Genomic DNA, 21,144 nt, shown 5'->3' on the forward strand with positions numbered 1-21,144 from the left:
ACGGGTGAGCGCACAGATTCCCACCCTCGATCTCGCCCCGGCCCTGGTGGTGCTGCCGGGGCCGCGCGCCGGCTATGCCGACGGCGGTCCTGGCCGTCCGGGCGACGAGGGCGGCGGCCGGCCGCTGCGTACGCCTGACGCCCGCGACCTGTTCGAGCACGGCCCGGTGCTGGTGGCCCACGCGGCGATGACCGCCAAGCGGCTGAACCTGCACGCCCCGACCCGCGGCCAGGGCGTGTTCGACGTGCTGGAGCTCTACGCCTTCACCCGTCCAGCCACCTTCTGCGCGCCGTCGGCGGTGGGGCTGGCCACGGCCCTGGGCCTGCCCGAGCCCAAGGGCGCGCCGGCCCAGGCCCAGACCTTGCGCGAGGCCGCCGACGCCCTGCTGCGCGAACTGGCCCTGACCCCGCGGCCGTCGCGCGAGGAAGCCTTGGCGGTGGCCGAGACCATGGCCCGGGCCGGCTGGGCCTGGGGCGCGGCGGTGATCGGGGCGCTGCGTTCGGCCCCGGTCGGCAACCAGTTCCGCAGCTCCGGCCTCGACGTCTGGGCCCGCGCGACCGAATGGGAGGATCAGGCCCCGGCCGGCGAGCCCGGTTCGCGGCCGGTCGATCCCGAACGAGCCAGCGAGCGGCTGAAGGAACTGCTGCAGCGCTCGGGCCTGGACGAGGTGCGCGTCGCCCAGGACACCTTCGCCCGCGAGGCCGCCTTCGCCTTCGCCCCCCGCGAGCGCGAGGGCGAGCCGCACATGATGCTGGCCGAGGCCGGCACCGGGGTCGGCAAGACCCTCGGCTACCTGGCCCCCGCCTCGCTGTGGGCCGAGGCCAACGGCCCCTCGGTGTGGATCAGCACCTATACCCGCGCCCTGCAGCGGCAGATCGAGCGCGAGAGCCATTCGATCTATCCCGACCCGGCGGTGCGAGCCCGTAAGGCCGTGGTTCGCAAGGGCCGCGAGAACTACATCTGCCTCTTGAACTTCCAGGAACAGGTCAACACCGCCCAGCTGGGCAATGGCGATCTGATCGGCCTGGCCCTGGCGGCCCGCTGGGCCCGCGCCAGCCGCGACGGCGACATGACCGGCGGCGACTTCCCGGCCTGGCTGCCGACCCTGTTCGCGATCGCGCCGGCGGCCCAGGCCGGCCCGGCCAACCTGGTCGACCGGCGCGGCGAGTGCATCCACGCCGGCTGCCAGCACTATCGCGTCTGCTTCATCGAAAAGGCCGTGCGGGCCAGCAAGCGGGCCGACATCGTCATCGCCAACCACGCCCTGGTGCTCAGTCAGGCGGCCTTCGACGGGGCCCGGGCGGCGCGCGGCCTGAAGGGCGACAACGAGACCACCTCGCTCAAGCGCATCGTCTTCGACGAGGGCCACCACCTGTTCGACGCCGCCGACAGCGCCTTTTCGGCCGCCCTGTCCGGGGCCGAAGCCGCCGAGCTGCGACGGTGGTTGCGAGGCCCTGAAGGGCGCGGCCGCAGGGGCCGGGGGCTGGAGGCCCGGCTGCTCGACATCATCGGCGAGCGGGAGGGCGCGCGGGCCTCGCTGACCGCCGCCCTGCACGCCGCCGCGGCCCTGCCGGGCGAAGGGTGGTCGGGGCGGATCGCGCCGCCCGACGGCCAGGTCAATCCGATCGGCCCGATCGAGTCCTTCCTGGTCGCCGTCATCGAGCAGTTGCGGGCCCGGGTCACCGACCGCCCCGGCGCGGCCGAGCAGGGCCTGCAATGCGCCGCCCGCCCGGCCATCGAACTGGTGCGCGAGCGGGCCGGCGAGGCGGCCAAGGCCCTGGCCGGCATCGAGGCCCCGCTGCTGGCCCTGGCCCGCCACCTGGAGGACGTGCTCGACGAGGAGGCCGACACCCTGCCCACCTCGGAGCGGGCGCGGATCGAGGGGGCGCTGCGCGGCCTGGACCGCCGGGCCCGCATGACCCTGCCGGCCTGGCGCTCGATCCTCAAGGCCATCGACGAGGACGCCGAGGACGATCCCGATTTCGTCGACTGGTTCGAAGCGACGTTCTTGTACGGCCGCGTCGTCGACGCCGCCTGCCGCCGGCACTGGGTGGACCCGACCGAGCCGCTGCGGGCGGCGGTGCTCAGCCCCGCCCACGGGGTGCTGGTGACCAGCGCCACCCTGACCGACCCGGCCCTGGAGGACCCCTTCGCCCTGGCCGAGATGCGCACCGGGGCCGCGCGCCTGCCGCAGAGCCCCAAGGTGCTGAAGCTGGTCTCGCCGTTCGACTATGCCAGCAACGCCAAGGCCTTCGTGGTCACCGACGTCGGCAAGGACGACCCGCGCCAGGTGTCGGCGGCGATGCGCGAGCTGTTCCTGGCGGCCGGCGGCGGCGGCCTGGGCCTGTTCACCGCCATCCGCCGGCTGAAGGCCGTGCACGAGCGCATCGCCGCCCCGCTGGCTGACAGGGGCCTGGCCCTCTACGCCCAGCATGTCGACCCGCTGGAGGCCGGGGCCCTGGTCGACATCTTCCGGGCCGAGGAGGACGCCTGCCTGCTGGGCACCGACGCCATCCGCGACGGCATCGACGTGCCGGGCCGCAGCCTGCGGCTGCTGGTCTTCGACCGCGTGCCCTGGCCGCGCCCCGACGTGCTGCACAAGGCCCGCCGCGCCCGGTTCGGCGGCAAGGGCTATGACGACTCGACCGCCCGGGCCCGCATCAGCCAGGCCTTCGGCCGGCTGATCCGCCGGGCCGACGACAAGGGCGTGTTCGTGATGCTCGACGCCGCCGCGCCCACCCGATTGTTCTCCAGCCTGCCCGAGGGGGTGACCCTGGAACGGGTCAGCCTGGTCGAGGCGATCGAGGCCACGGCCGCATTTCTGTCCGAAGGCTGATCTAAACCGGCGACCTTGAGTAGCGTGTCGGGGAAAGCCGTGTCGTCGAAAGCAGCAGGGGCGTTATTGGCCGCCGCGGTCGTGCTGGGCGCGGCCTCCGTCGCCCAGGCCGGCGATTTCGTGCGGGCCGACTGCCGCCTGGTGGTCAAGCCGACCGAGGCCATCACCTTCGACACCGACGAGCACCTGCGCTGGTACAAGCGGTTCTGGACCGGCACCTGCGACCACCTGTCGTTCTGCTTCTCCGGCTCGCCCAACTGGAACGACATCGTCGGCAAGCTGCTGGCCAAGGGCGGCCCGGCCGAGCAGCCGGTCCTGCTGCCCAAGGCCTGCCGCCTGGGCCAGCTGATCGGCCTGGAATGGGCCAAGGACAAGCAGGTCCAGAAGATCAGCACCAAGGATCTCAGGCGCTTCAACGCCATGCTCGAAGCCGCCGGCGACCCGCTGAAGGGCGTCGAGGCGGTCGAGGCCCGGGCGAGGGCGATGACGGCGCAATCTCCCCGCTAGCCCGCCCCGACAGGGTCGCTGCGAAGACGCATTGCGGTCCAATTGCTGCAACGGAACCGGGCTACACCCTCGCTCGGGCTAGGGGGCCAGTGCGAGGAGCGTCGCCATGACCAGAGCCGAAACCACCGCCGACCTGGCCATCGACGAAACCGCCGATCCCGGCGCCGCCCGCTCCGCCCGGGCCCTGGTTCAGGCGGTGCGCTGGCGCAGCGGCCTGTCGCAGGGCGAGTTCGCCCGCGCCTTCCACATCCCCCTCGATCAGCTGGCCGCCCTGGAGTCCGGCCAGGTCCGCCCCGACGCCGCCCTAACCGCCTATCTGCGGGTCATCGACCACGCCCCGGACGCAGTGGGCGAGGCGCTGGGCCGGGCGGGGCTGTAGGGGAAGGGGCTAGGCGAGCGCCAGCAGGGCGGTGACAAGGATCAGTCCGCCCATCGTCAGGTTCATCGCCCGTTCTGCGTGCGGCGGAAGCGGGGCCTTGCCCACCGCCACGCCCAGTGCGAGCCAAGCCAGGTCGACCACCACCATGACGGCGATGCAGATCAGCCATTTGACGCCCAGGTCGGTAGTCGGGCGAGCGGCGAAGATCGGATAGGCGGCCAACAGCGCGGCGAAGGCGATATAGGCCTTGGGATTGGTGAGGCCTAGCAGGGCGCCGCCCATGGCGGTGTCGGTGAAGCCGGAAGGCCGATCGTCGCCGGTGCGTCCTACCGGGGCGCTGGCGATCCGCCAGCTCAGCCACAGCAGATAGGCCGTGGCGGCGATCATCAGCTGAGGCCGCAGAGGCGCGACCTGGACCGCCGAGAACAGGCCCGCCGCCGAGATCGCCGCAGCAACCGCTAGTCCCAGCTGCAATCCGCCATAGAACCGCAGACCGCCGACCCACCCCTTGGCGCGTCCGACCGAGATCAGGGCGGCGATGCCGGGACCCGGCGAGCCCAACAGAGCGACGGCGGCGAGGGTGAATAGGCCGGCATTGGCCGCATCGAAGGGCATCCCGAGTCTCCAAAATCACATAAAGATATCCTTATATGATTTTGGAGCGCCCGGCCATGACGGGGTCGACGATCGGAGACGCCGCCCGGTCCTTCGACCGGGCGGCGCCCGTCACCCCTTCACGCACACCACCTGGCGCAGCGTGTGGACGATGTCGACCAGATCGCTCTGGGCGGCCATCACCGCGTCGATGTCCTTGTAGGCCATCGGCGTTTCGTCGATCACCTCGGCGTCCTTGCGGCACTCGACGCCGGCGGTGGCGGCCACGTGATCGGCGACGGTGAACCGCCGCCGAGCCTCGTTGCGGCTCATCGCCCGTCCCGCGCCGTGCGAGCACGTGCAGAACGAGTCCGGGTTGCCCCGACCGCGCACGATGAACGACTTGGCGCCCATCGAGCCTGGGATGATCCCCAGCTCTCCGTCCTTGGCCGAGACCGCGCCCTTCCGGGTCAGGTACACGTCCTTGCCGAAGTGCTTCTCCCGCGAGACGTAGTTGTGGTGGCAGTTCACCGCCTCCTGCGTGATCGCGAGATCCGGGAACGTGCGCCGCAGCACGGCCAGCACTTGGTCCATCATCACCTCGCGGTTGGCCCGGGCGTACCGCTGCGCCCAGGAAACCGCCCGGACGTAGTCAATAAACCCTTCGCTGCCCTCGGCGAAGTAGGCCAGGTCCTGGTCCGGCAGGTTGATGTACCACCGCCGCATCTCGTGCTTGGCTCGCTCGATGAAGTAGGTCCCGAACCGGTTGCCGACGCCCCGCGAGCCGGAGTGCAGCATCACCCAGACGTCGCCCGCCTCGTCGAGGCACAACTCGACGAAGTGGTTGCCGGTGCCGAGCGTCCCCAGGTGGCCGAAGCCGCGCGGGTGGGCCGCCTTGGGGTGCTTGGCCACGACGGCGTCGTAGCCCTCCTTCAGGTTGGTCCACTTCTCGGCCGCGATCGCCGGCGGCTCGACTTGCCAGGCGCCCACGTCGTTGCGCCCGCCGTTGTCGGTCCGGCCGTGCGGGACGGCCGCCTCGATGTCCGAACGGACGCCGGCCAGGGTGTCGGGCAGGTGCTCGGCGCGGATCGAGGTGCGCACCGCCATCATGCCGCAGCCGATGTCGACGCCCACGGCGGCGGGGATGATCGCCCCCACCGTGGGGATCACCGAACCGACCGTCGCGCCCATCCCCCAGTGCACGTCGGGCATCACCGCCACGTGCTTGTGGATGAAGGGCAGGGCGGCGACGTTGCGCAGCTGCTTGAGGGCCGCGTCCTCGATGGCCACGCCCCGCGTCCACGCCTTGATCGGCGCGCCGTCGCTTTCGATGTGTGTGAAGCCGCTCATGGGCTTCTCCTTTTCCAAACCGCCCCTCCTGGCGACTGGTCGGAGAACTTCCCGCACAAAACGAAGAAACCCCTCCGGCCAGGCCAGGAGGGGCTCCTACGAACATCCCGAGTTCAGACGAACCCTAGACCGGAACCCCTACCGACGCGCACGCGCCCATCTGTTCGACCAGGCGGTCAAACTGATTGAGTGCGGGCAGATAGGTCGGGGCTTTGTGCGCCATGGTCCTCATCCTTCGGGAGGCGAGCGATTACAGCGTTCGCCGGACGATGGGAAGAGGGGCGCGCCAAGGTTGTGCGGAGCGTGGCGCAAAAGCCACGCTCCGGGGATCGCCTAGTGCTCGGCCGGCGGCGGCGTCTGTTCCGGGGCGCCTTGCTCCTGCTTGCGGGCCTTGCGGCGGGCCATGGCGGCGGTCAGTTCCTCGAGGGTGATCTTGCCGTCGGCGTCTACGTCGACCTTGCCGAAGCTGGCTTCCTTGCGGCCGGCGGCGACCCATTCGGCCTTGTCGATAGCGCCGTCGGCGTTCTTGTCCCAGGCCTTGAAGATGGTTTCCGGCGACGGCATCCGGGCCTGGGCGGCCAGCGGGGCGAGCAGGGCGGCCGAGGCCAGGGCGAGGAGGGCGGTCTTGCGGCGCATGGGCGTCTTTCCTGGATAGGTCCCTTGGCGACCATCTGCGCGGGTGTTGCGGCCTTATTGGGGCGAGCGGCCGCCCTAATGCTTCCCGCGGTCGCGGCCGAAGTTCGGCTCGGCGCTTTCCTGGCCGGCGGCGACGATGCCGCGGCGGATGGCGCGGGTGCGGGTGAAGTGGGCGTGCAGGGTGTCGGCGTCGCCCCAGCGGATGGCGCGGCTCATGGCCTGCAGGTCCTCGGTGAAGCGGCCCAGCATCTCCAGCACCGCGTCCTTGTTGGCCACGAAGATGTCGCGCCACATGGTCGGGTCGCTGGCGGCGATGCGGGTGAAGTCGCGGAAGCCGCCGGCCGAATATTTCATCACCTCGCTTTCGGTGACGTTCTCCAGGTCCGCCGCGCTGCCGACGATGGTGTAGGCGATCAGGTGGGGCAGGTGGCTGGTGACGGCCAGCACCAGGTCGTGGTGCTTCTCGTCCATCAGCTCGACATTGGCCCCCATGGCCCGCCAGAAGCTCGACAGCCGGGCCACGGCTAGGGCGTAGGGCTCGTCGTCGGCGATCTTCGGGGTCAGGATGGTCCAGCGGTTCTCGAACAGCTCGGCCAGGCCGGCGTCGGGGCCGGAATGCTCGGTACCGGCGATCGGGTGGCCGGGGATCACGTGGACGCCGGCCGGGGCGGCGGCGTGCATGGCCTCGGCCGGGCCGGCCTTGACCGAGCCGACGTCGGTCAGGGTGGCGCCCGGCTTCAGGGCGGCGGCGGCCTGGGCGGCGACTTCGCCGGTGGCCAGGACCGGGGTGGCGATGACCACCAGGTCGGCGCCCTCCACGCCCTCGGCGACGTCGGCGGTGACCTTGTCGGCCAGGCCCAGTTCCTCGACCCGGGCCCGGTGGGCGGGGTTGGCGTCGACCACCGCCACCTCGCCGACCAGCCCCTGCTCGCGGGCGGCGCGGACGATCGAGCCGCCGATCAGGCCAAAGCCGATGACGGTGAGCTTGGGGTACAGGATGCCGGGGTGGGTCATGCCTTGCGGCCCAGGAACGCGGCGATCAGCTCCACCACCGCCCGGTTCTGGTCCTCCAGCCCGACGGTGATGCGGATGGCGTTGGGCAGGCCGTAATTGGCGACTGCGCGGACCAGATAACCCTTCGACGCCAGGAAGGCCTCGGCCTCGCGGGCGGTCCTGCCGGGCGCGTCGGGGAAGCTGACCAGCACGAAATTGGCGGCCGAGGGGGTGACCTCCAGGCCCAGCCCGCCCAGCTGCTGGGCCAGCCACGGCCGCCACTGCTCGACCAGGGCCACCGAGCGCTTCTGGAACTCCAGGTCGGCCAGGGCGGCGATGGCGGCCTGCTGGCCGGGGATCGAGGTGTTGAACGGCGGGCGGATGCGCTCGATCGGGTCGATGATCCCGCTGGGGGCATAGGCCCAGCCGACCCGCAGGGCGGCCAGGCCGTGCAGCTTGGAGAAGGTGCGGGTGACGATGACGTTCTCGGCCGTGCGGGCCAGGTCCAGGCCGTCCTCGAAGCGCGGATCGGTGCAGAACTCGGCATAGGCCCCGTCCAGCACCAGGATCACCGACGGCGGCAGGGCCGCGTGCAGGGCGCGGACCTCCTCGCCGGTCAGCCAGGTGCCGGTCGGGTTGGCCGGGTTGGCGATGAACACCAGGCGGGTGCGTTCGTCGACGCACTTGACCACCTCGTCGATGTCGATGCGCTGGTTCGGCTCGCGGGCGAAGCGGACCTCGCCCTGGCAGGCCCGGGCCCCGATGGCGTAGGCGGCGAAGCCGTGCTCGCCCTGGATGATGTTGTCGCCGGGCTCGAGATAGACCTGGTTGAGCAGGGCGAAGATCTCGTCGGAGCCGTCGCCGAAGGTCAGGCGCTCGGGCTCCAGACGGTAGTGTGCGGCGACGGCGGCGCGCAGGGCGCTGGCCTTGCCGTCGGGATAGATGTGCAGGCGGTCGGCGGCGTCGCGGAAGGCCGCCCGGGCCGCCTCGCTGCAGCCCAGGACGTTCTCATTGCTCGACAGCTTCACCGGATGGGCGATGCCTTCCACCTTCGACTTGCCGCCGACATAGGCGGCGATGTCGAGCACGCCGGGCTTGGGAACGGGGCGCGGGGCGGCGAAGCGGTCGGCGGCGGGAGCGGTCATTCTGGAAATTCCGGGGGGTAGCGGAGAGCGGGTCTTCTTACACGTCGAAGGGGGTGGGCGCAGCCCCGATGACGCCCGTCAGATGGCCCGGGGCGCGCGCCAGGCGCTCGTCGCCGGCCTGGTAGAAGCCCAGCAGCGAGAACAGCTTCAGCCCGCCGGCCTCGGCCACCAGCTCGGCGGCGACGCCATCGACCGCCAGGGCCTCGACCACGGCGGCGGCGCTCCTGGCGCTGTCGGTGACCCAGAAGGTCTGGTCGCCGCCGGTCGGCTCGACCTCGACCTCGGCCACCGCAAAGGCCGCCTGCGGGCCCCAGCGCTCCAGGCAGGGCAGGGCGGCGAAGATCTTCAGTCTGGGCTCGGCCAGCAGCCGGGCCCACCAGGCGCTGTCGGGCGACAGGGCCAGCACGGCCACGCCCCACGGGGTCTTGGCGGCGGCCAGGGCGTCCTTGTCGGTCGCGGCCACCCGCATCGGCGGGGCGACGCCGAACCGCAGCCGGGCCAGCTCGACGGCCCGGGCCGGGTCGCGGCCGCCCCAGACGGTCAGGTGATAGGGGCCCTGGCGCGCCAGGCTGTCGGACATCAGTTCGCGCCAGACGCGGATGACCAGGGCGTCGCCGGCGGCGGTGCGCGGAGTCGCCAGCAGCTTGCGGACGATCAGGGCCTCGCGGCCGGGGCGCAGGCCAAAGCCGGTGTCGCCGGCCGCCGCCTTGGCCGCGGCCACGGCCCGGGCCAGGCTGGCGCGCTCGTCGATCAGGGCCAGAAGCTCACCGTCGATGGCGTCGATACGCCATCGGACCTCGTCCAGCGAAGGCGTCGCGTCGCCTGCGTCGCTACCCATGATTTGTCCCCGAAATTGGAGGGCGGACCATAGACTTTGCCGCCGAGGGCGCAATAGGCCGTGTCGGCGGCAAGAAACTTGCGTGGTTGGCGCCGGTTGAGCGCTCAATAGATGCGCGGCGCCGGCCCGGTGTCGAACAGGCCCAGGCGGGTGCGGCCCTCCTCGAAGCTGAGGGTGGCCGACAGGGCGGGATCCTCGCCCATCGCCTGGGCGACCGCTGCGGCGGCGGCTTCGGGGCTCTTCAAGGCCTGGCCCGGGGTCGGGGTCTCGCGGACCGTGACCTCGAGAGCCCCGCGCAGCCGGCCGTCGGCCCCGACGCTCAGCGCGCCCGAGCGGGCCTCCAGCAGCGCCTCGCCGGCGGTCAGCCGACCCTGCTGCACGGTCAGGGCCCCCCCGGCCTTGGTCCAGTCGCGGACGGCGTCGGCCCAGCTGGCCCCGCGCAGGGCGCTGACCTTGCTCAGCCGCGCGTCCCACAACAGGGCGGCGGTGCGGTCGGCGGCGACGCGGCCGAGCAGGCCGGTGAAACGGGCCTTGGCGCCGTCGGCCTTGAACAGCACCGCGCCCTGGTCGTCGGGACCGGGCCGGATGTGCAACTGCAGGCCGGCGGTCGACAGCAAGGGGAAGGGCGCGGCGCCCGGGGCGGGGGTGAAGACCAGATTGGCCCCCTCGACCGAGATGCGCGGCGGATACTGGTCGAAGCCGGCGAAGCTGGCCCGCAGGGCCTGGCCGGTGATCGCCACGTCGCCGCCGACCGGGCGGGTCATCACCACCCCGGCCGGGGCGGTCACCACCCAGTGGCCGATGTCATAGGCCAGGGCCTCGCCCTTCAGCTCGGGCGCGCGCACGGCCCAGCCGGACGGCTCGGCGATCCGGGCGTCGGTCAGGTCGACGTCCATCCGGAACGGATAGCCGGTGAAGGTGCGGACCTTCCACGACAGGTCGTAGCCGCGGGCCTTCATCGACAGGGCCGTGGCGTCCATCCGCTGCTCGGCCTGGCCGCGCAACCACAGCCAGCCGAGACTCCAGGCGAAGGCGACGATCGCCAGCACCACGAAAGGAGCCCAAAGACCGCGACGCCGGGGCTTGCGGGATGGAGCGGCGGCGTTATGGGTCATGGAATGGGCGGCTCCGGTCGGGAAGCATGATGGCGACAGACAGCGAAGATCGCTGGGTGTTCGGGTATGGATCGCTGATGTGGCGTCCCGGGTTCCCGTTCATAGAGCGAAGAACGGCGGTGCTCCATGGCCGGCGGCGCGCCTTCTGCATCTATTCGGTGCATCACCGCGGCACCTATGAGCGGCCCGGCCTGGTGCTGGGCCTGGCGCCGGGCGGGGCGGTGCGCGGGGCGGCCTACCGGGTGGCGGGCGAGGCCTGGCCTGAGGTCTACGCCTATCTGCGCGAGCGCGAACAGCCGACCGAGACCTATTTCGAAGCCTGGTCCGAAGTGCGCATCGACGGGCCTCCTGGCGAAAAAGGGGGCAAGACCCCGGCCCTGATCTTCCTGTCCGACCGCAGCCATGGCCAGTGGGCCGGGGCCCTGTCGCTGGAGCAACAGGCCGAGCTGATCGCCGGGGCCTCGGGCCTGTCGGGCCGCAATGTCGACTACCTGCGTGACCTGGTCGAACACCTGCGCGAGGACGGGGTGCGCGACCATGCGATGGAGACTCTGCTGAAGATGGTCGAGGCGCGCGAGGCGGCCTAGCAGGCCGAGGCCCGACGCCTCCATCCTACTCCGTCTCCCCGGCGAAGGCCGGGGCCCAGATCATAAGGCGGTGTGTTTCGGATAAGCGTCCAATACGACGACTGAACCTGGGCCCCGGCCTGCGCCGGGGGGGCGGGGGGGAAGATGGGGGCGCCGTCCACCATCCCGCGCCAGCGTCCCCGGCCCCTCACTTGCCCTTCAGCGCCCGCCCAGTCATCACCGCCCCCGCGCCGTACTTGCCGCGCAGGGCGTCGATCGTCGTCTCGCTCTTCAGGGCCCGCCGCTCGTCGCCGGCGAAGAAGTCGTCGGCTGCGCCCGCGGCCGGGACGAAGTCGGTCAGGCCGGCCCCGATCAGCCGGTAGGACAGGCCCTTGGGCTCGGCCGCCAGCAGTTCGCGCGCCACCTGGAACAGGGTGCGGGCGGTCTGGATCGGCACCGGCAGGGTGCGGCGGCGGGTGTGGATCTTGAAGTCGGGCGTGCGCAGCTTCAGGGTCGCCACCCTTCCGGCCACCGCCCCGGCCCGGGCCTGGCGGGCGACCTTCTCGCACAGGGGCCAGAGCTCGTCCTCCAAGTCCTCGCGCCTGTAGAGGTCGTCGTTGAAGGTGGTCTCGGCGCTGATGGTCTTGCGCTCCTGCTCGGGATCGACCGCCCGGGCGTCGCGGCCATGGGCCAGGTGGTGCAGGCGCAGGCCGCCCGAGCCCAGGGTCTTGACCAGCCATTTGAGGTCGGCCCGGGCGATGTCGCCGACCGTGCGCAGGCCCTCGGCGGCCAGGGCCGTGACGGTGGCCGGGCCGACACCGGGCAGGATCGACACCGGCCGCGGGGCCAGGAACGCCTCGATGCCGGCCGCGCCGATCACCGAGAAGCCGCGCGGCTTGTCCAGCTCCGAGGCGATCTTGGCCAGGAACTTGTTGGGCGCCAGGCCGATCGAGACGGTGATGCCGACCTCGGCCTCGATCTCGCGCTGGACCCGGGCCAGCATGGCGGCCGGCGGCGCCCGGTGCAGGCGCTCGGTGCCGGCCAGGTCGATCCAAGCTTCGTCCAGCGACAGCGGCTGGACCAGCGGGGTCAGGGCCTCCAGCTTGGCCATGATCCGCCGGCTCTCGGCTTTGTACTTGGCGAAGTTTGGCTTGATGACCACGGCGTCGGGACACAGCTTCAGCGCCTTGTACATCGGCATGGCCGAGCGCGGGCCGCTGAGGCGGGCGATGTAGCAGGCGGTGGTCACCACCCCGCGCTTGCCGCCGCCGACGATCACCGGCTTGTCGCGCAGGCTCGGATCGTCGCGCTTCTCGACCGAGGCGTAGAAGGCGTCGCAGTCCAGGTGGGCCATGGTCAGCTGGCCCAGCTCCTCGTGGAACAGGGTGCGCGGCGAGCCGCAGGCCGGGCAGCGCGGGGCCGTCACGTCCCCCGTCCACAGGCAGTCGCGGCAGAGAGACTTCACGGAAACAGCCTGCCGGCGACGGCGGTCTTGAGCTCCGGCCACAGGTCGATGCGCACGTGGCGCTCGGGCGCGCAGGGGGCCAGGGGCCGCAGCCGCGTGTCCGACACCATCTGGAAGCGGGCCACGGCCGGAGCGCTTTCGGCCACCGAGTCCAGTTGCGGCAGCAGGTCGTCGATGAACACCGACGGACCGGTGGTCCGGGCGGCCAGGTCGGCGGCCGCCGGTCCCTTCGGGCCGCTGTTGATCACCAGCGGATAGTCGAAGCCATGGGTCTTCAGCCAGCGGATCCGGGATTGGCGGCCGTGCTCGGGGGCGTTGGTCAGAATCACCACCCCGGCCCGGGTCGACAGGTCGGCCAGGGCGTCGGCGGCGCCCGGCGCGGGCGGCAGGTCCTCGGCCCCGTCGCGGAAGAAGTCGTCGAACAGCCCCCGGCCGACGATCAGGTCGACATGCTCGGCCTCGCCGGGGCGGTAGATATTCTGGAACAGGGCGTAGCGGTCGATGCGCAGCTCAAAGCCGTGGCGGGCGATGAACGCGCCGAAGCCGGCCATGAACTGGGCCAGCACCTCGTCGACGTCGACGATGACGAGCGGCGCCTGGGGTTGAACCGTGCAGGCCTGGAGGTCTGAAAAACAGGGTTCCATGATCTACGATAGAGCAAGGTAAACGCGATTAGCGCGGGCTTAAGGATATTCGTGCGATCTGGAATTCAGAAGCGGCGCGAATCCCTCACGCGTCGCCACGGACCGGAATGGTCGGGGTCAGGATGACGAAGAAGGTCCTCATCGTGGAGGATAATGAGCTGAACATGAAGCTGTTTCATGATCTGCTCGAAGCCCAGGGTTACCAGATCCTGCAGACCCGCGAGGGTTTGCAGGCGCTGTCGATCGCTCGCGAGCACCGTCCCGACCTGATCCTGATGGACATCCAGCTGCCCGAGATCTCCGGCCTCGAAGTCACCAAGTGGCTCAAGGAGGACGACGATCTGTCACATATCCCCGTCGTCGCCGTTACGGCATTCGCCATGAAGGGCGACGAGGAGCGCATTCGCGAGGGCGGCTGCGAGGCCTATATCTCCAAGCCCATCTCGGTGTCACACTTCCTCGACACCATCACCCGGTTGCTGGAGAGGTAGGCTCGTGAGCGCGCGCATCCTGGTCGTCGACGACATCGATGCCAATGTCCGCCTGCTCGAGGCCAAGCTTTCGGCCGAATATTATCAGGTCTCGACGGCCCACGACGGCCCGACGGCCTTGGCGATGGCGGCCGATGAGCTGCCCGACGTCATCCTGCTGGACGTGATGATGCCGGGCATGGACGGCTTCACCGTCTGCCGCCGTCTGAAGGACGATCCGGCCACCCGCCACATCCCCGTCGTGCTGGTCACGGCGCTGGACGGCCGCGCCGACCGCATCCAGGGCCTGGAGGCCGGGGCCTCGGACTTCCTGACCAAGCCGATCGACGACGTCATGCTGTTCGCCCGCGTGCGCAGCCTGACCCGCTTCAAGCTGGTGATCGACGAGCTGCGCCAGCGCGAGGCCTCGGGCCGGCGCATCGGCGTGATCGCCGGCGCCGCCTCGCGCCTCGACGGCCTGGGCGGCCGGGTGCTGGTCGTCGACGACAACGAACGCCAGGCCCAGCGCGTGGCGGCCGAACTGGCGGTCGAGCATCGGCCGGTGGTCGAGTCCGATCCCGCCAAGGCCCAGATCACCGCCGGCGGCCCCGTCGACCTGGTGATCATCAACGCCGCCGCCAAGGGCTTCGACGGCCTGCGCTTCGCCGCCGGCCTGCGCTCGGACGAGCGCACCCGCCACCTGCCGATCCTGGCCATGGTCGACCCGGACGAGCGCGCCCGGCTGGTCAAGGCGCTGGAGATCGGCATCAACGACATCCTGCCGCGGCCGATCGACCCGCAGGAGCTGTCGGCCCGGGTCAAGACCCAGATCCAGCGCAAGCGCTACACCGACTATCTGCGGCAGAATCTCGACAACAGCCTGGAACTGGCGGTCACCGACCAGCTGACCGGGCTGCACAATCGCCGCTACATGTCCGGCCAGCTCGACTCCCTGGCCAAGCGCGCGGCCCTGGGCGGCGACCCGGTCGCGGCCCTGCTGATCGACATCGACCACTTCAAGAAGATCAACGACGGCTTCGGCCACGATGTCGGCGACGAGGTGCTGCGCGAGTTCGCCCTACGCCTGGCCTCCAACGTCCGGGCCATCGACCTGCCTTGCCGCTACGGCGGCGAGGAGTTCACGGTGATTATGCCCGACACCCAGATGACCGACGCCCTGCGCATCGCCGAACGGATCCGCATGCACGTGTCCGGCTCGCCGTTCCGGGTGGCCCAGGGCAGCGAGCTGCTGACGGTGACCATCTCGATCGGCGTCTCGGCCACCAGCGGCCCCAATGACAGCCCCGAGGCCCTGCTCAAGCGCGCCGACGAGGCGGTCTACGAGGCCAAGAAGCTGGGCCGCAACGCCGTGGTGGGCAAGGCGGCTTAAGGTCGTTGTCCCGACTTGATCCTTGCTCTACCTTTGCGGGTGGTGGAGGATCGTCAATGACCGACGCGAGCGGCGACAAGACCGGCGGCCACACGGAGGGCGCTCACACAGGGGGCGTCAACGCGCCCGGCAGGCGGGGCGGGCGTTCCGGGATCGCCCAGCGATGGCCCGAAGCCTTGGCGTTTTGGGAGCAGATGGCGATCTTCGCCTTCGTCACCGGCCTGCTGCAGCGCCGTCTACGCCATGGCTGTCGGCGACGGCGCTCGCACCTTCGCCATCATCTTCCTCGTCGGGTGCGCGGCCTGGCTCAGCGGCAGCCTGCTGGGTTTCCTGTTCGGCGTGCCGCGCTTCCAGGCCGACCCCCAGGCGGACACCAACCGCATCTTGCCCAACACCAATCTCGAACAGATCTCCGACTGGCTGACCAAGATCATCGTCGGCGCCACCCTGGTGCAGCTGGGGCCGCTGGCCGCGCGCATGGGGCAGCTGTTCCAAGCGGTGGGCGATCAGGTGGGCAAGCCGGGGGCGGTCGTCGCCGCCGGCGCGGCGATCATCTTCTTCTCCGCAGCGGGCTTCATGTGGGGCTATCTGTGGTGCAGCCTGCGGGTGTTCCGCGAGATGGCCGCCCTGACCCGGCAGGACATCGACAGTCTTCGGGCCAGCCGCACCGCCGCCGGCCTGGCCCTGCCAGCCGCACCGCCGCAAACCTAGAATCAAAAGAGCCCGGCGTCGCCGCCGGGCTCTTTCGATGTCGTCGCTCGAAGGGGCAGGATCCTACTTGATCTTGCCTTCCTTGAATTCGACGTGCTTGCGGATGACCGGATCGTACTTCTTCAGCACCATCTTTTCGGTCTTGGTGCGGGCGTTCTTCTTGGTCACGTAGAAGAAGCCGGTGTCCGCCGTCGAGTTCAGGCGGATCTTGATGGAAGCCGGTTTGGCCATGGTCGAATCCCTGCGATGGTCGCGCAGGTCCCTACGCGGTCGAAATAAGAGGCGCGGAACATACTCATCGGCGGAGCAAAGTCAATTGCCGGTCGGGCATCGTTTGCACGGGAAATCGACGCCCCCGGCCTGGCCGCCGATTTCGCCCTCGATGTAAGCGCCCTACAGATAGCTCAGCCGTCGCGCCCCGCGCAGGAAGCGCATGAACGGGGCCGGACGTCCAGGCTCGGCCAGGCGCTGGGCGGTCTCCTGGACGATGAAGCGGGTGATGTTGGGCAGGTCCAGGGCGCGGGCCTCGTCGAAGTCGAACCAGCCGATCTCATCCAGCTCGCCGCAGTCGGGCTGGCGCTCCAGGCTGAGCAGGGCGCTGGCCGGGGCCATGAAGAACCGGGCGTCGAAGCGGCGGCTGCGATAGGGCGGGGTGATGGCCCGCGCCACGAACGACAGCGCCGCCAGGTCGGGCAGGGCGCCCTGCTCGAGAAACGGCCGCCAGGGCCCGGCCCCGGGCCGCGGCGAGGCGGGACGGGCCAGCAGCAGGCCGGCCTCCTCGAAGGTCTCGCGCACCGCCGCCAGGGCCAGGGCGCGGGCCAGGCGGGCGGGGGCGGGGTGGCGCGGCTCGACCGCCAGGCGGGCGGCGGTGTCCGGCGACAGTTCGCTGGCCGCGGGCGCGGCGAAGTCGCCGCGGTCGACCCGGCCGCCGGGGAACACCCACTTGTCGGCCATGAAGGCCAGGCCGCGGTTGCGCCGGCCCATCAGCAGCCGCGGCTTGGGCCCGTCGTCGCGGACGATGATCAGGGTGGCGGCGTGGCGCGGCCGCAGCGCGGCGGCCCCGGCGTCGCGGACGTCGCCGTCGTGGCGGGTGTCGAATCTGGCGTCGGGCGGCTCGTCCATGATGCACAGCTTAGTCGGGCGGCCGCGGGAAACCAGCCGCACTTGCGATGAAGCAAGGCCTCGGACCTTCGCTTGACCCTCGTCGCGGCCCCGCCCAAGCTCGCGGGCGAGGGGAACGGCCGCGGCGGACGTATAGCTTGGGAGCGAGCGGAGGAACGACCCATGGGCGACAGGCTCGACGCTGAACTTCAGGCCCTCAAGGGCGTCGTCCCGGCCGCGCCCGGTGGGCTGGAGCAGGCCGTCTGGCGTCGCATCGAGGCGGTGCGCGAGTCGCGGCGGCTCGCCCCCGTCATGGTTCCGGTCCGGGCGGCCTGCGTGCTCGCGGCCCTGGGCGCCGGCATGGCCGGCGGCGGGCTGGCAGCCGCGACCTCGGCCCGCGACGCCCACGAGATCTCGGCCTTTTCGGTCGACGCCTATCTGGCCCCCTCAAGCCTGCTGGGCGGCCATCGATGAGGCGGCTGAGCCGGGGCCTGGTCCTGACCGTCCTGCTGGCGGTCCTGGCCGGGGCCGGCGGGGCGGGCATCGGGGCCGCCTACGTCTTCAAGGCCCACCACAGGCCCTCGCTGCATGAGCTGGTCCATGAGGAGCTCGACCTGTCGCCGGCCCAGGAACGACAGCTGGACGCCCTGGAGCGCGACTTCGCGGTGCGCCGCCGGGCCCGCGAGGCCGAGCTGCGCGCCGCCAACGCCCAGCTGGCGGCGGCCATCCAGGCGCGGCACGACTATTCGCCGCAGGTGCAGGCGGCGGTCGAGCGCTTCGACCAGGCGATGGGCGAGCTGCAGAAGGAGACCGTCCAGCACGTGCTGGCGATGCGGAAGGTGCTGACGCCGCAGCAGGCGGCCAAGTTCGACCGCAAAGTCAGCGAGGCCCTGACCGAACCGGCCTCGTGACCGTGTCCGACGGCGGCGACGACGCGCAGTTGGCCAGGCGGGCGGCGAACGGCGAGGACCAGGCGTTCACCCTGCTGATGCGCCGCCACCAGGCGGGGCTGTTCACCTTCGCGCGGCGTCATGTCGGCGACGCCGACGCCGCGGCGGACATCGTGCAGGAGACCTTCGTCTCGGCCTGGAAGGCGTTGAAGCGCTTTGACGCCGCCCGGTCGTTCCCAGTCTGGCTGCGGGCCATCGCCCTGAACAAGTGTCGCGACCGAGGGCGGCGGCGGGCCGTGCGCCGGCTGGTGTTCGGCGACCGCGACCTTGAGTCCCCGGAGGCCCAGCGCCAGGCCGACCCCGCCCCGGGCGGCGAGCAGGCGCTGCTCTCCAGCCGCCGGCGCGCCGCCCTCGAGGCCGCCATCGCCCGGCTGCCGGCCAGTCTCAAGGAGCCGCTGATCCTCACCTGGCTGGAGGACTTTTCCCAGCAGCAGGCCGCCGACCTGCTCGGCGTCAGCGTCAAGGCGGTGGAGACGCGGGTCTACCGCGCCCGGCGCAAGCTGGGCGAATGGCTTTCCGACGATGACATTTGACAGGGCGCAAGGGATCGGCCCGCCTCGCGCGTATGTGTAGGAAGCGGCCAGCCGCCGGCCGTTCCGATGATGGCCAGTCCGCCTTCGCGACCTTTGCCGACAGGACCTTGTCATGCGCCGACCCTCCCTGGCCCTCGACCGCAGACGCCTGCTTCAGGTCGCCGCCGGCGCCGGGGCGGCCGCGGCGCTCGACGCCCTGCTGCCGGGTTGGGCGCAGAGCGCCACTTCGGGGCTGCCGGCGCTCCCGGGACCGGACATCGCTCTTTCGGTCGGCCACCTGCGCCTGGCGATCGACGGCCGCATGGGCCACGCCGTGGCCATGAACGGCACGGTGCCGGCCCCGCTGCTGCGCCTCAAGCAGGGGCAGACGGTCCGGATCGCGGTCACCAACACGCTGGACGAGGACACCTCGATCCATTGGCACGGAGTGCTGACGCCGTTCCAGATGGACGGCGTGCCCGGAGTCACCTTTCCCGGCATCCGGCCCGGCGAGACCTTCGTCTACGAGTTCCCGGTCATCCAGTCGGGGACCTACTGGTACCATAGCCATTCGGGGCTGCAGGAGCCGATGGGCCACTACGGCCCGATGATCATCGATCCCGCCGAACCCGATCCCGTGTCGTACGACCGCGAGCACGTGGTGATGCTGTCGGACTTCAGCTTCCTGCACCCCCACCGGGTGCTCAAGAAAATGAAGCAGCAGAGCGGCGTCTTCAATTACCAGCGCCAGACGGTGGCCGGGCTGCTGAAGGGCCGGGACCAGACCCTGGCCGAGCGGGCGCAATGGGCCAAGATGCTGATGGACCCGACCGACATCTCCGACGTCACCGGCGCGGCCCTGACCTTCCTGACCAACGGCCACGGGCCCGAGGACAACTGGACGGGCCTGTTCACGCCCGGCGAGCGAGTGCGGCTGCGGTTCATCAACGCCGCGGCCCAGACGGTGTTCAATGTCCGCATCCCGGGCCTGCGGCTGACCGTGGTCGCCGCCGACGGCCAGAACATCCGCCCCGTCACGGTCGACGAGTTCCAGATCGGCAACGCCGAGACCTATGACGTCATCGTCGAGCCGGCCGAGGACCGGGCGTACACCATCGTCTCGGAGGCGGTCGACCGGTCGGGCCTGGGCCGGGCCACCCTGGCGCCGCGGCCCGGCATGAGCGCCGAGGTCCCGCCGCTGCGATCTCGGCCCCTGGCCACCATGCGCGACATGGGCATGGATATGGGGGGGATGAGTTCGGGGGGCATGGACATGGGGGGCATGGGCTCAGGCGGCATGGACATGGGCGGCGCCATGCCGGGCATGGACCACGCCGCCATGGGCCACGACGCCGGGAGCATGGCGCCCGTCCCCGGCATGGCCGCCCCCAAGCCGCGCGGCTCGGACGTGATGGGCAAGATGGACGCCATGGGCGGCATGGACATGTCGATGCTCAACCCGGCCAACGCGCCGCAGGTCAAGCAGGGACCCGGCGTGCAGATGATCGCGCCGATGCCGATGGACCGCACCGCCGAGCCGGGCCAGGGCCTGGAGAGCGTCGGCCACCGGGTGCTGGTCTATACCGACCTGGTCGCCCTGGACGCCAACCCCGACACCCGGGCCCCGTCACGGTCGCTGGAGATCCACCTGACCGGCAACATGGAGCGGTTCATGTGGGGGTTCGACGGCTGGAGCTTCAGCGAGAACCCCAAGCCCTACGCCTTCCGCAAGAACGAGCGGGTGCGGGTGATCCTGGTCAACGACACCATGATGTCGCATCCGATCCACCTGCACGGCCACTTCTTCGACCTGACCTTCGGGCCGGCCGGACACCTGCCGCGCAAGCATACGGTGCTGGTGGCGCCGGGCGGCAAGGTCAGTTTCGACTTCACCGCCGAGCCGGGCGACTGGGCCTTCCACTGCCACATGCTCTACCACATGCACGCCGGGATGTTTCAGGTGTTCGCCGTGCGGCCGCTGGACGGGGAGGTCGTGCGATGAAAGCCGCCCTGCTGCTCGTTTCGCTGCTGGCCGCCCCGGCCGCCGCCCAGACCATGGACCATGCCGGCCACGCCATGCCCGCGACTCCGCCGCCGGCAGCGACGCCGCAGACCGCGCCCGCGCCGATGGATCACGACGGCCACGCCATGCCGACTCCGCCCGAGGCGGCCGAACAGAGCCCGGCCGGCGCGCCGTCCGTGGCCGAGCAACAGACGCCGCCGCCGCCCGCACCTGACGACCACGCCGCCGACCGCTACTACGATCCCGCCGCCATGGCTCGGGCCCGCGGCGTGCTGCTGAGCGAGCATGGCGGCGCGACGATGTCGAAGGTGATGGCCAACCTGTTCGAGTACCGGCCGCAATCGGGCGCCGACGGCTATCGCTGGGACGGCGAGGCCTGGTTCGGCGGCGACATCAACCGCCTGGTAGTCAAGACCGAGGGCGAGGGCGCGACCGGCGAGGGCGTCGAGGCGGCCGAACTCCAGCTGCTCTATTCCCGCGCCGTCACCCGCTACAGCGACCTGCAGGTCGGCCTGCGTCAGGACTTCAAGCCGGGCCGGACCTATGCCAGCCTTGGGGTCGAGACCCTGCTGCCCTACTGGATCGAGACGCAAGGGGCGCTGTTCCTGTCCGACAAGGGCGACCTGCTGGGCCGGCTGGAGGGGGCCTATGACCTGCGCCTGACCCAGCGCTGGATCCTGCAGCCGCGCGCCGAACTGAACTTCGCCGCCCAGGACACGCCAAGGACCAGGACCGGCTCGGGCCTGTCGACGGCCGAGCTGGGCCTGCGCCTGCGCTACGAACTGCGCCGCGAGTTCGGGCCCTATGTCGGGGTGTCCTATGAGCGCAGCTACGGCCGCACCGCCGACTACGCCCGCGCCGCCGGTCGCGACGTCGACGACGCCAGCCTGGTGGTGGGAATCCGCGCCTGGTTCTGAGC

23 protein-coding genes are annotated in these 21,144 nt (G+C 71.1%); 12 read left to right on the forward strand and 11 right to left on the reverse strand.

The window, feature by feature from the left end; genetic code table 11:
* Positions 1 to 4: 4 nt before the first annotated feature.
* The 3 genes from ACIPQB_RS07095 (at position 5) to ACIPQB_RS07105 (ending at position 3,722) form a co-directional block, all read left to right on the forward strand.
* Positions 5 to 2,836 carry an ATP-dependent DNA helicase gene (locus tag ACIPQB_RS07095; protein ID WP_446484512.1) on the forward strand — a complete coding sequence of 944 codons (2,832 nt, stop codon included), beginning with the start codon at positions 5 to 7 and terminating at the stop codon, positions 2,834 to 2,836.
* 66 nt (positions 2,837 to 2,902) lie between these two features.
* A complete protein-coding gene (locus ACIPQB_RS07100; RefSeq protein WP_446484513.1) occupies positions 2,903 to 3,343 on the forward strand; it encodes a hypothetical protein in 441 nt (146 codons plus the stop codon).
* 106 nt (positions 3,344 to 3,449) lie between these two features.
* Positions 3,450 to 3,722, forward strand: a complete 273-nt coding sequence (locus ACIPQB_RS07105; protein ID WP_446484514.1) for a helix-turn-helix domain-containing protein — start codon at positions 3,450 to 3,452, stop codon at positions 3,720 to 3,722.
* 9 nt (positions 3,723 to 3,731) lie between these two features.
* On the opposite strand, the gene ACIPQB_RS07110 is transcribed toward ACIPQB_RS07105, so the two are convergent.
* The 7 genes from ACIPQB_RS07110 to ACIPQB_RS07140 all read right to left on the reverse strand — a co-directional run bounded on the left by ACIPQB_RS07110 (position 3,732) and on the right by ACIPQB_RS07140 (position 10,393).
* Positions 3,732 to 4,337, reverse strand: a complete 606-nt coding sequence (locus tag ACIPQB_RS07110) for a LysE family translocator (RefSeq protein ID WP_446484515.1) — start codon at positions 4,335 to 4,337, stop codon at positions 3,732 to 3,734.
* A 111-nt stretch (positions 4,338 to 4,448) separates the two neighbouring features.
* Entirely contained in the window at positions 4,449 to 5,666 is a 1,218-nt protein-coding gene (locus tag ACIPQB_RS07115; protein WP_446484516.1) for an RtcB family protein, read from the reverse strand.
* 333 nt (positions 5,667 to 5,999) lie between these two features.
* Positions 6,000 to 6,302 (reverse strand): EF-hand domain-containing protein, encoded by a 303-nt coding sequence (locus tag ACIPQB_RS07120; protein WP_446484517.1) that lies wholly within the window; start codon positions 6,300 to 6,302, stop codon positions 6,000 to 6,002.
* A gap of 75 nt (positions 6,303 to 6,377) precedes the next feature.
* Complete coding sequence (locus tag ACIPQB_RS07125) at positions 6,378 to 7,316, reverse strand: prephenate/arogenate dehydrogenase family protein (protein ID WP_446484518.1); 939 nt, start codon at positions 7,314 to 7,316, stop codon at positions 6,378 to 6,380.
* Positions 7,313 to 8,440 (reverse strand): histidinol-phosphate transaminase, encoded by a 1,128-nt coding sequence (gene hisC / locus ACIPQB_RS07130; RefSeq protein ID WP_446484519.1) that lies wholly within the window; start codon positions 8,438 to 8,440, stop codon positions 7,313 to 7,315. Before hisC ends, ACIPQB_RS07125 begins: the two co-directional genes overlap by 4 nt.
* A 37-nt stretch (positions 8,441 to 8,477) precedes the next feature.
* Entirely contained in the window at positions 8,478 to 9,278 is an 801-nt protein-coding gene (locus ACIPQB_RS07135) for a chorismate mutase (RefSeq protein WP_446484520.1), read from the reverse strand.
* A gap of 104 nt (positions 9,279 to 9,382) precedes the next feature.
* Positions 9,383 to 10,393 carry a DUF2125 domain-containing protein gene (locus ACIPQB_RS07140; RefSeq protein WP_446484521.1) on the reverse strand — a complete coding sequence of 337 codons (1,011 nt, stop codon included), beginning with the start codon at positions 10,391 to 10,393 and terminating at the stop codon, positions 9,383 to 9,385.
* Positions 10,394 to 10,419: 26 nt separating this feature from the next.
* On the opposite strand from ACIPQB_RS07140, the gene ACIPQB_RS07145 reads away from it, so the two are divergent.
* Positions 10,420 to 10,980 carry a gamma-glutamylcyclotransferase gene (locus tag ACIPQB_RS07145; protein ID WP_446484522.1) on the forward strand — a complete coding sequence of 187 codons (561 nt, stop codon included), beginning with the start codon at positions 10,420 to 10,422 and terminating at the stop codon, positions 10,978 to 10,980.
* 187 nt (positions 10,981 to 11,167) lie between these two features.
* Here the strand turns inward: ACIPQB_RS07145 and ACIPQB_RS07150 are convergent, their stop codons facing one another.
* Together ACIPQB_RS07150 and ACIPQB_RS07155 are read right to left on the reverse strand one after the other, a co-directional pair.
* Positions 11,168 to 12,424, reverse strand: a complete 1,257-nt coding sequence (locus ACIPQB_RS07150; RefSeq protein ID WP_446484523.1) for a DNA polymerase IV — start codon at positions 12,422 to 12,424, stop codon at positions 11,168 to 11,170.
* The gene (locus ACIPQB_RS07155; RefSeq protein ID WP_446484524.1) at positions 12,421 to 13,068 is read right to left on the reverse strand and encodes a hypothetical protein; all 648 of its coding nucleotides are present in this window, start codon (positions 13,066 to 13,068) and stop codon (positions 12,421 to 12,423) included. Before ACIPQB_RS07155 ends, ACIPQB_RS07150 begins: the two co-directional genes overlap by 4 nt.
* Positions 13,069 to 13,190: 122 nt before the next feature.
* On the opposite strand from ACIPQB_RS07155, the gene ACIPQB_RS07160 reads away from it, so the two are divergent.
* The 3 genes from ACIPQB_RS07160 to ACIPQB_RS07170 all read left to right on the forward strand — a co-directional run bounded on the left by ACIPQB_RS07160 (position 13,191) and on the right by ACIPQB_RS07170 (position 15,639).
* The gene (locus ACIPQB_RS07160; RefSeq protein WP_446484525.1) at positions 13,191 to 13,559 is read left to right on the forward strand and encodes a response regulator; all 369 of its coding nucleotides are present in this window, start codon (positions 13,191 to 13,193) and stop codon (positions 13,557 to 13,559) included.
* Between the two features lie 4 nt (positions 13,560 to 13,563).
* Positions 13,564 to 14,928: a PleD family two-component system response regulator gene (locus tag ACIPQB_RS07165; protein WP_446484526.1), complete on the forward strand. Its 1,365-nt coding sequence runs from the start codon at positions 13,564 to 13,566 to the stop codon at positions 14,926 to 14,928.
* Positions 14,929 to 15,171: 243 nt separating this feature from the next.
* Positions 15,172 to 15,639, forward strand: coding sequence for a hypothetical protein (locus ACIPQB_RS07170; protein WP_446484527.1), 468 nt, complete (start codon positions 15,172 to 15,174; stop codon positions 15,637 to 15,639).
* A 63-nt stretch (positions 15,640 to 15,702) separates the two neighbouring features.
* Here the strand turns inward: ACIPQB_RS07170 and rpmG are convergent, their stop codons facing one another.
* Positions 15,703 to 15,870 (reverse strand): 50S ribosomal protein L33, encoded by a 168-nt coding sequence (gene rpmG, locus ACIPQB_RS07175; protein WP_007673017.1) that lies wholly within the window; start codon positions 15,868 to 15,870, stop codon positions 15,703 to 15,705.
* A gap of 162 nt (positions 15,871 to 16,032) precedes the next feature.
* The gene (locus ACIPQB_RS07180; protein ID WP_446484528.1) at positions 16,033 to 16,761 is read right to left on the reverse strand and encodes an NUDIX hydrolase; all 729 of its coding nucleotides are present in this window, start codon (positions 16,759 to 16,761) and stop codon (positions 16,033 to 16,035) included.
* A gap of 162 nt (positions 16,762 to 16,923) precedes the next feature.
* Here ACIPQB_RS07180 and ACIPQB_RS07185 point away from each other — a divergent pair, with 162 nt between their 5' ends.
* The 5 genes from ACIPQB_RS07185 to ACIPQB_RS07205 all read left to right on the forward strand — a co-directional run bounded on the left by ACIPQB_RS07185 (position 16,924) and on the right by ACIPQB_RS07205 (position 21,142).
* The gene (locus ACIPQB_RS07185; RefSeq protein ID WP_446484529.1) at positions 16,924 to 17,214 is read left to right on the forward strand and encodes a hypothetical protein; all 291 of its coding nucleotides are present in this window, start codon (positions 16,924 to 16,926) and stop codon (positions 17,212 to 17,214) included.
* Positions 17,211 to 17,651: a periplasmic heavy metal sensor gene (locus ACIPQB_RS07190; protein WP_446484530.1), complete on the forward strand. Its 441-nt coding sequence runs from the start codon at positions 17,211 to 17,213 to the stop codon at positions 17,649 to 17,651. The genes ACIPQB_RS07185 and ACIPQB_RS07190 overlap by 4 nt, the downstream gene beginning before the upstream one ends.
* On the forward strand, positions 17,648 to 18,223 hold the full coding sequence (locus ACIPQB_RS07195; RefSeq protein ID WP_446484531.1) for an RNA polymerase sigma factor: 576 nt from the start codon (positions 17,648 to 17,650) through the stop codon (positions 18,221 to 18,223). Before ACIPQB_RS07190 ends, ACIPQB_RS07195 begins: the two co-directional genes overlap by 4 nt.
* A gap of 112 nt (positions 18,224 to 18,335) precedes the next feature.
* Complete coding sequence (locus ACIPQB_RS07200) at positions 18,336 to 20,204, forward strand: copper resistance system multicopper oxidase (protein ID WP_446484532.1); 1,869 nt, start codon at positions 18,336 to 18,338, stop codon at positions 20,202 to 20,204.
* Entirely contained in the window at positions 20,201 to 21,142 is a 942-nt protein-coding gene (locus tag ACIPQB_RS07205; RefSeq protein WP_446484533.1) for a copper resistance protein B, read from the forward strand. The genes ACIPQB_RS07200 and ACIPQB_RS07205 overlap by 4 nt, the downstream gene beginning before the upstream one ends.
* Positions 21,143 to 21,144: the final 2 nt, after the last annotated feature.

The organism is Caulobacter sp. LARHSG274 (genome assembly GCF_052871235.1).

Bases quoted from the DNA above. Each gene is read 5' to 3' on its own strand.
- ACIPQB_RS07105 (WP_446484514.1), top strand. From the start codon at position 3,450: ATGACCAGAGCCGAAACCACCGCCGACCTGGCCATCGACGAAACCGCC.
- ACIPQB_RS07110 (WP_446484515.1), bottom strand. From the start codon at position 4,337: ATGCCCTTCGATGCGGCCAATGCCGGCCTATTCACCCTCGCCGCCGTC.
- ACIPQB_RS07115 (WP_446484516.1), bottom strand. From the start codon at position 5,666: ATGAGCGGCTTCACACACATCGAAAGCGACGGCGCGCCGATCAAGGCG.
- ACIPQB_RS07120 (WP_446484517.1), bottom strand. From the start codon at position 6,302: ATGCGCCGCAAGACCGCCCTCCTCGCCCTGGCCTCGGCCGCCCTGCTC.
- ACIPQB_RS07125 (WP_446484518.1), bottom strand. From the start codon at position 7,316: ATGACCCACCCCGGCATCCTGTACCCCAAGCTCACCGTCATCGGCTTT.
- hisC (WP_446484519.1), bottom strand. From the start codon at position 8,440: ATGACCGCTCCCGCCGCCGACCGCTTCGCCGCCCCGCGCCCCGTTCCC.
- ACIPQB_RS07135 (WP_446484520.1), bottom strand. From the start codon at position 9,278: ATGGGTAGCGACGCAGGCGACGCGACGCCTTCGCTGGACGAGGTCCGA.
- ACIPQB_RS07140 (WP_446484521.1), bottom strand. From the start codon at position 10,393: ATGACCCATAACGCCGCCGCTCCATCCCGCAAGCCCCGGCGTCGCGGT.
- ACIPQB_RS07145 (WP_446484522.1), top strand. From the start codon at position 10,420: ATGATGGCGACAGACAGCGAAGATCGCTGGGTGTTCGGGTATGGATCG.
- ACIPQB_RS07155 (WP_446484524.1), bottom strand. From the start codon at position 13,068: ATGGAACCCTGTTTTTCAGACCTCCAGGCCTGCACGGTTCAACCCCAG.
- ACIPQB_RS07160 (WP_446484525.1), top strand. From the start codon at position 13,191: ATGACGAAGAAGGTCCTCATCGTGGAGGATAATGAGCTGAACATGAAG.
- ACIPQB_RS07170 (WP_446484527.1), top strand. From the start codon at position 15,172: ATGGCTGTCGGCGACGGCGCTCGCACCTTCGCCATCATCTTCCTCGTC.
- rpmG (WP_007673017.1), bottom strand. From the start codon at position 15,870: ATGGCCAAACCGGCTTCCATCAAGATCCGCCTGAACTCGACGGCGGAC.
- ACIPQB_RS07180 (WP_446484528.1), bottom strand. From the start codon at position 16,761: ATGGACGAGCCGCCCGACGCCAGATTCGACACCCGCCACGACGGCGAC.
- ACIPQB_RS07185 (WP_446484529.1), top strand. From the start codon at position 16,924: ATGGGCGACAGGCTCGACGCTGAACTTCAGGCCCTCAAGGGCGTCGTC.
- ACIPQB_RS07190 (WP_446484530.1), top strand. From the start codon at position 17,211: ATGAGGCGGCTGAGCCGGGGCCTGGTCCTGACCGTCCTGCTGGCGGTC.
- ACIPQB_RS07200 (WP_446484532.1), top strand. From the start codon at position 18,336: ATGCGCCGACCCTCCCTGGCCCTCGACCGCAGACGCCTGCTTCAGGTC.
- ACIPQB_RS07205 (WP_446484533.1), top strand. From the start codon at position 20,201: ATGAAAGCCGCCCTGCTGCTCGTTTCGCTGCTGGCCGCCCCGGCCGCC.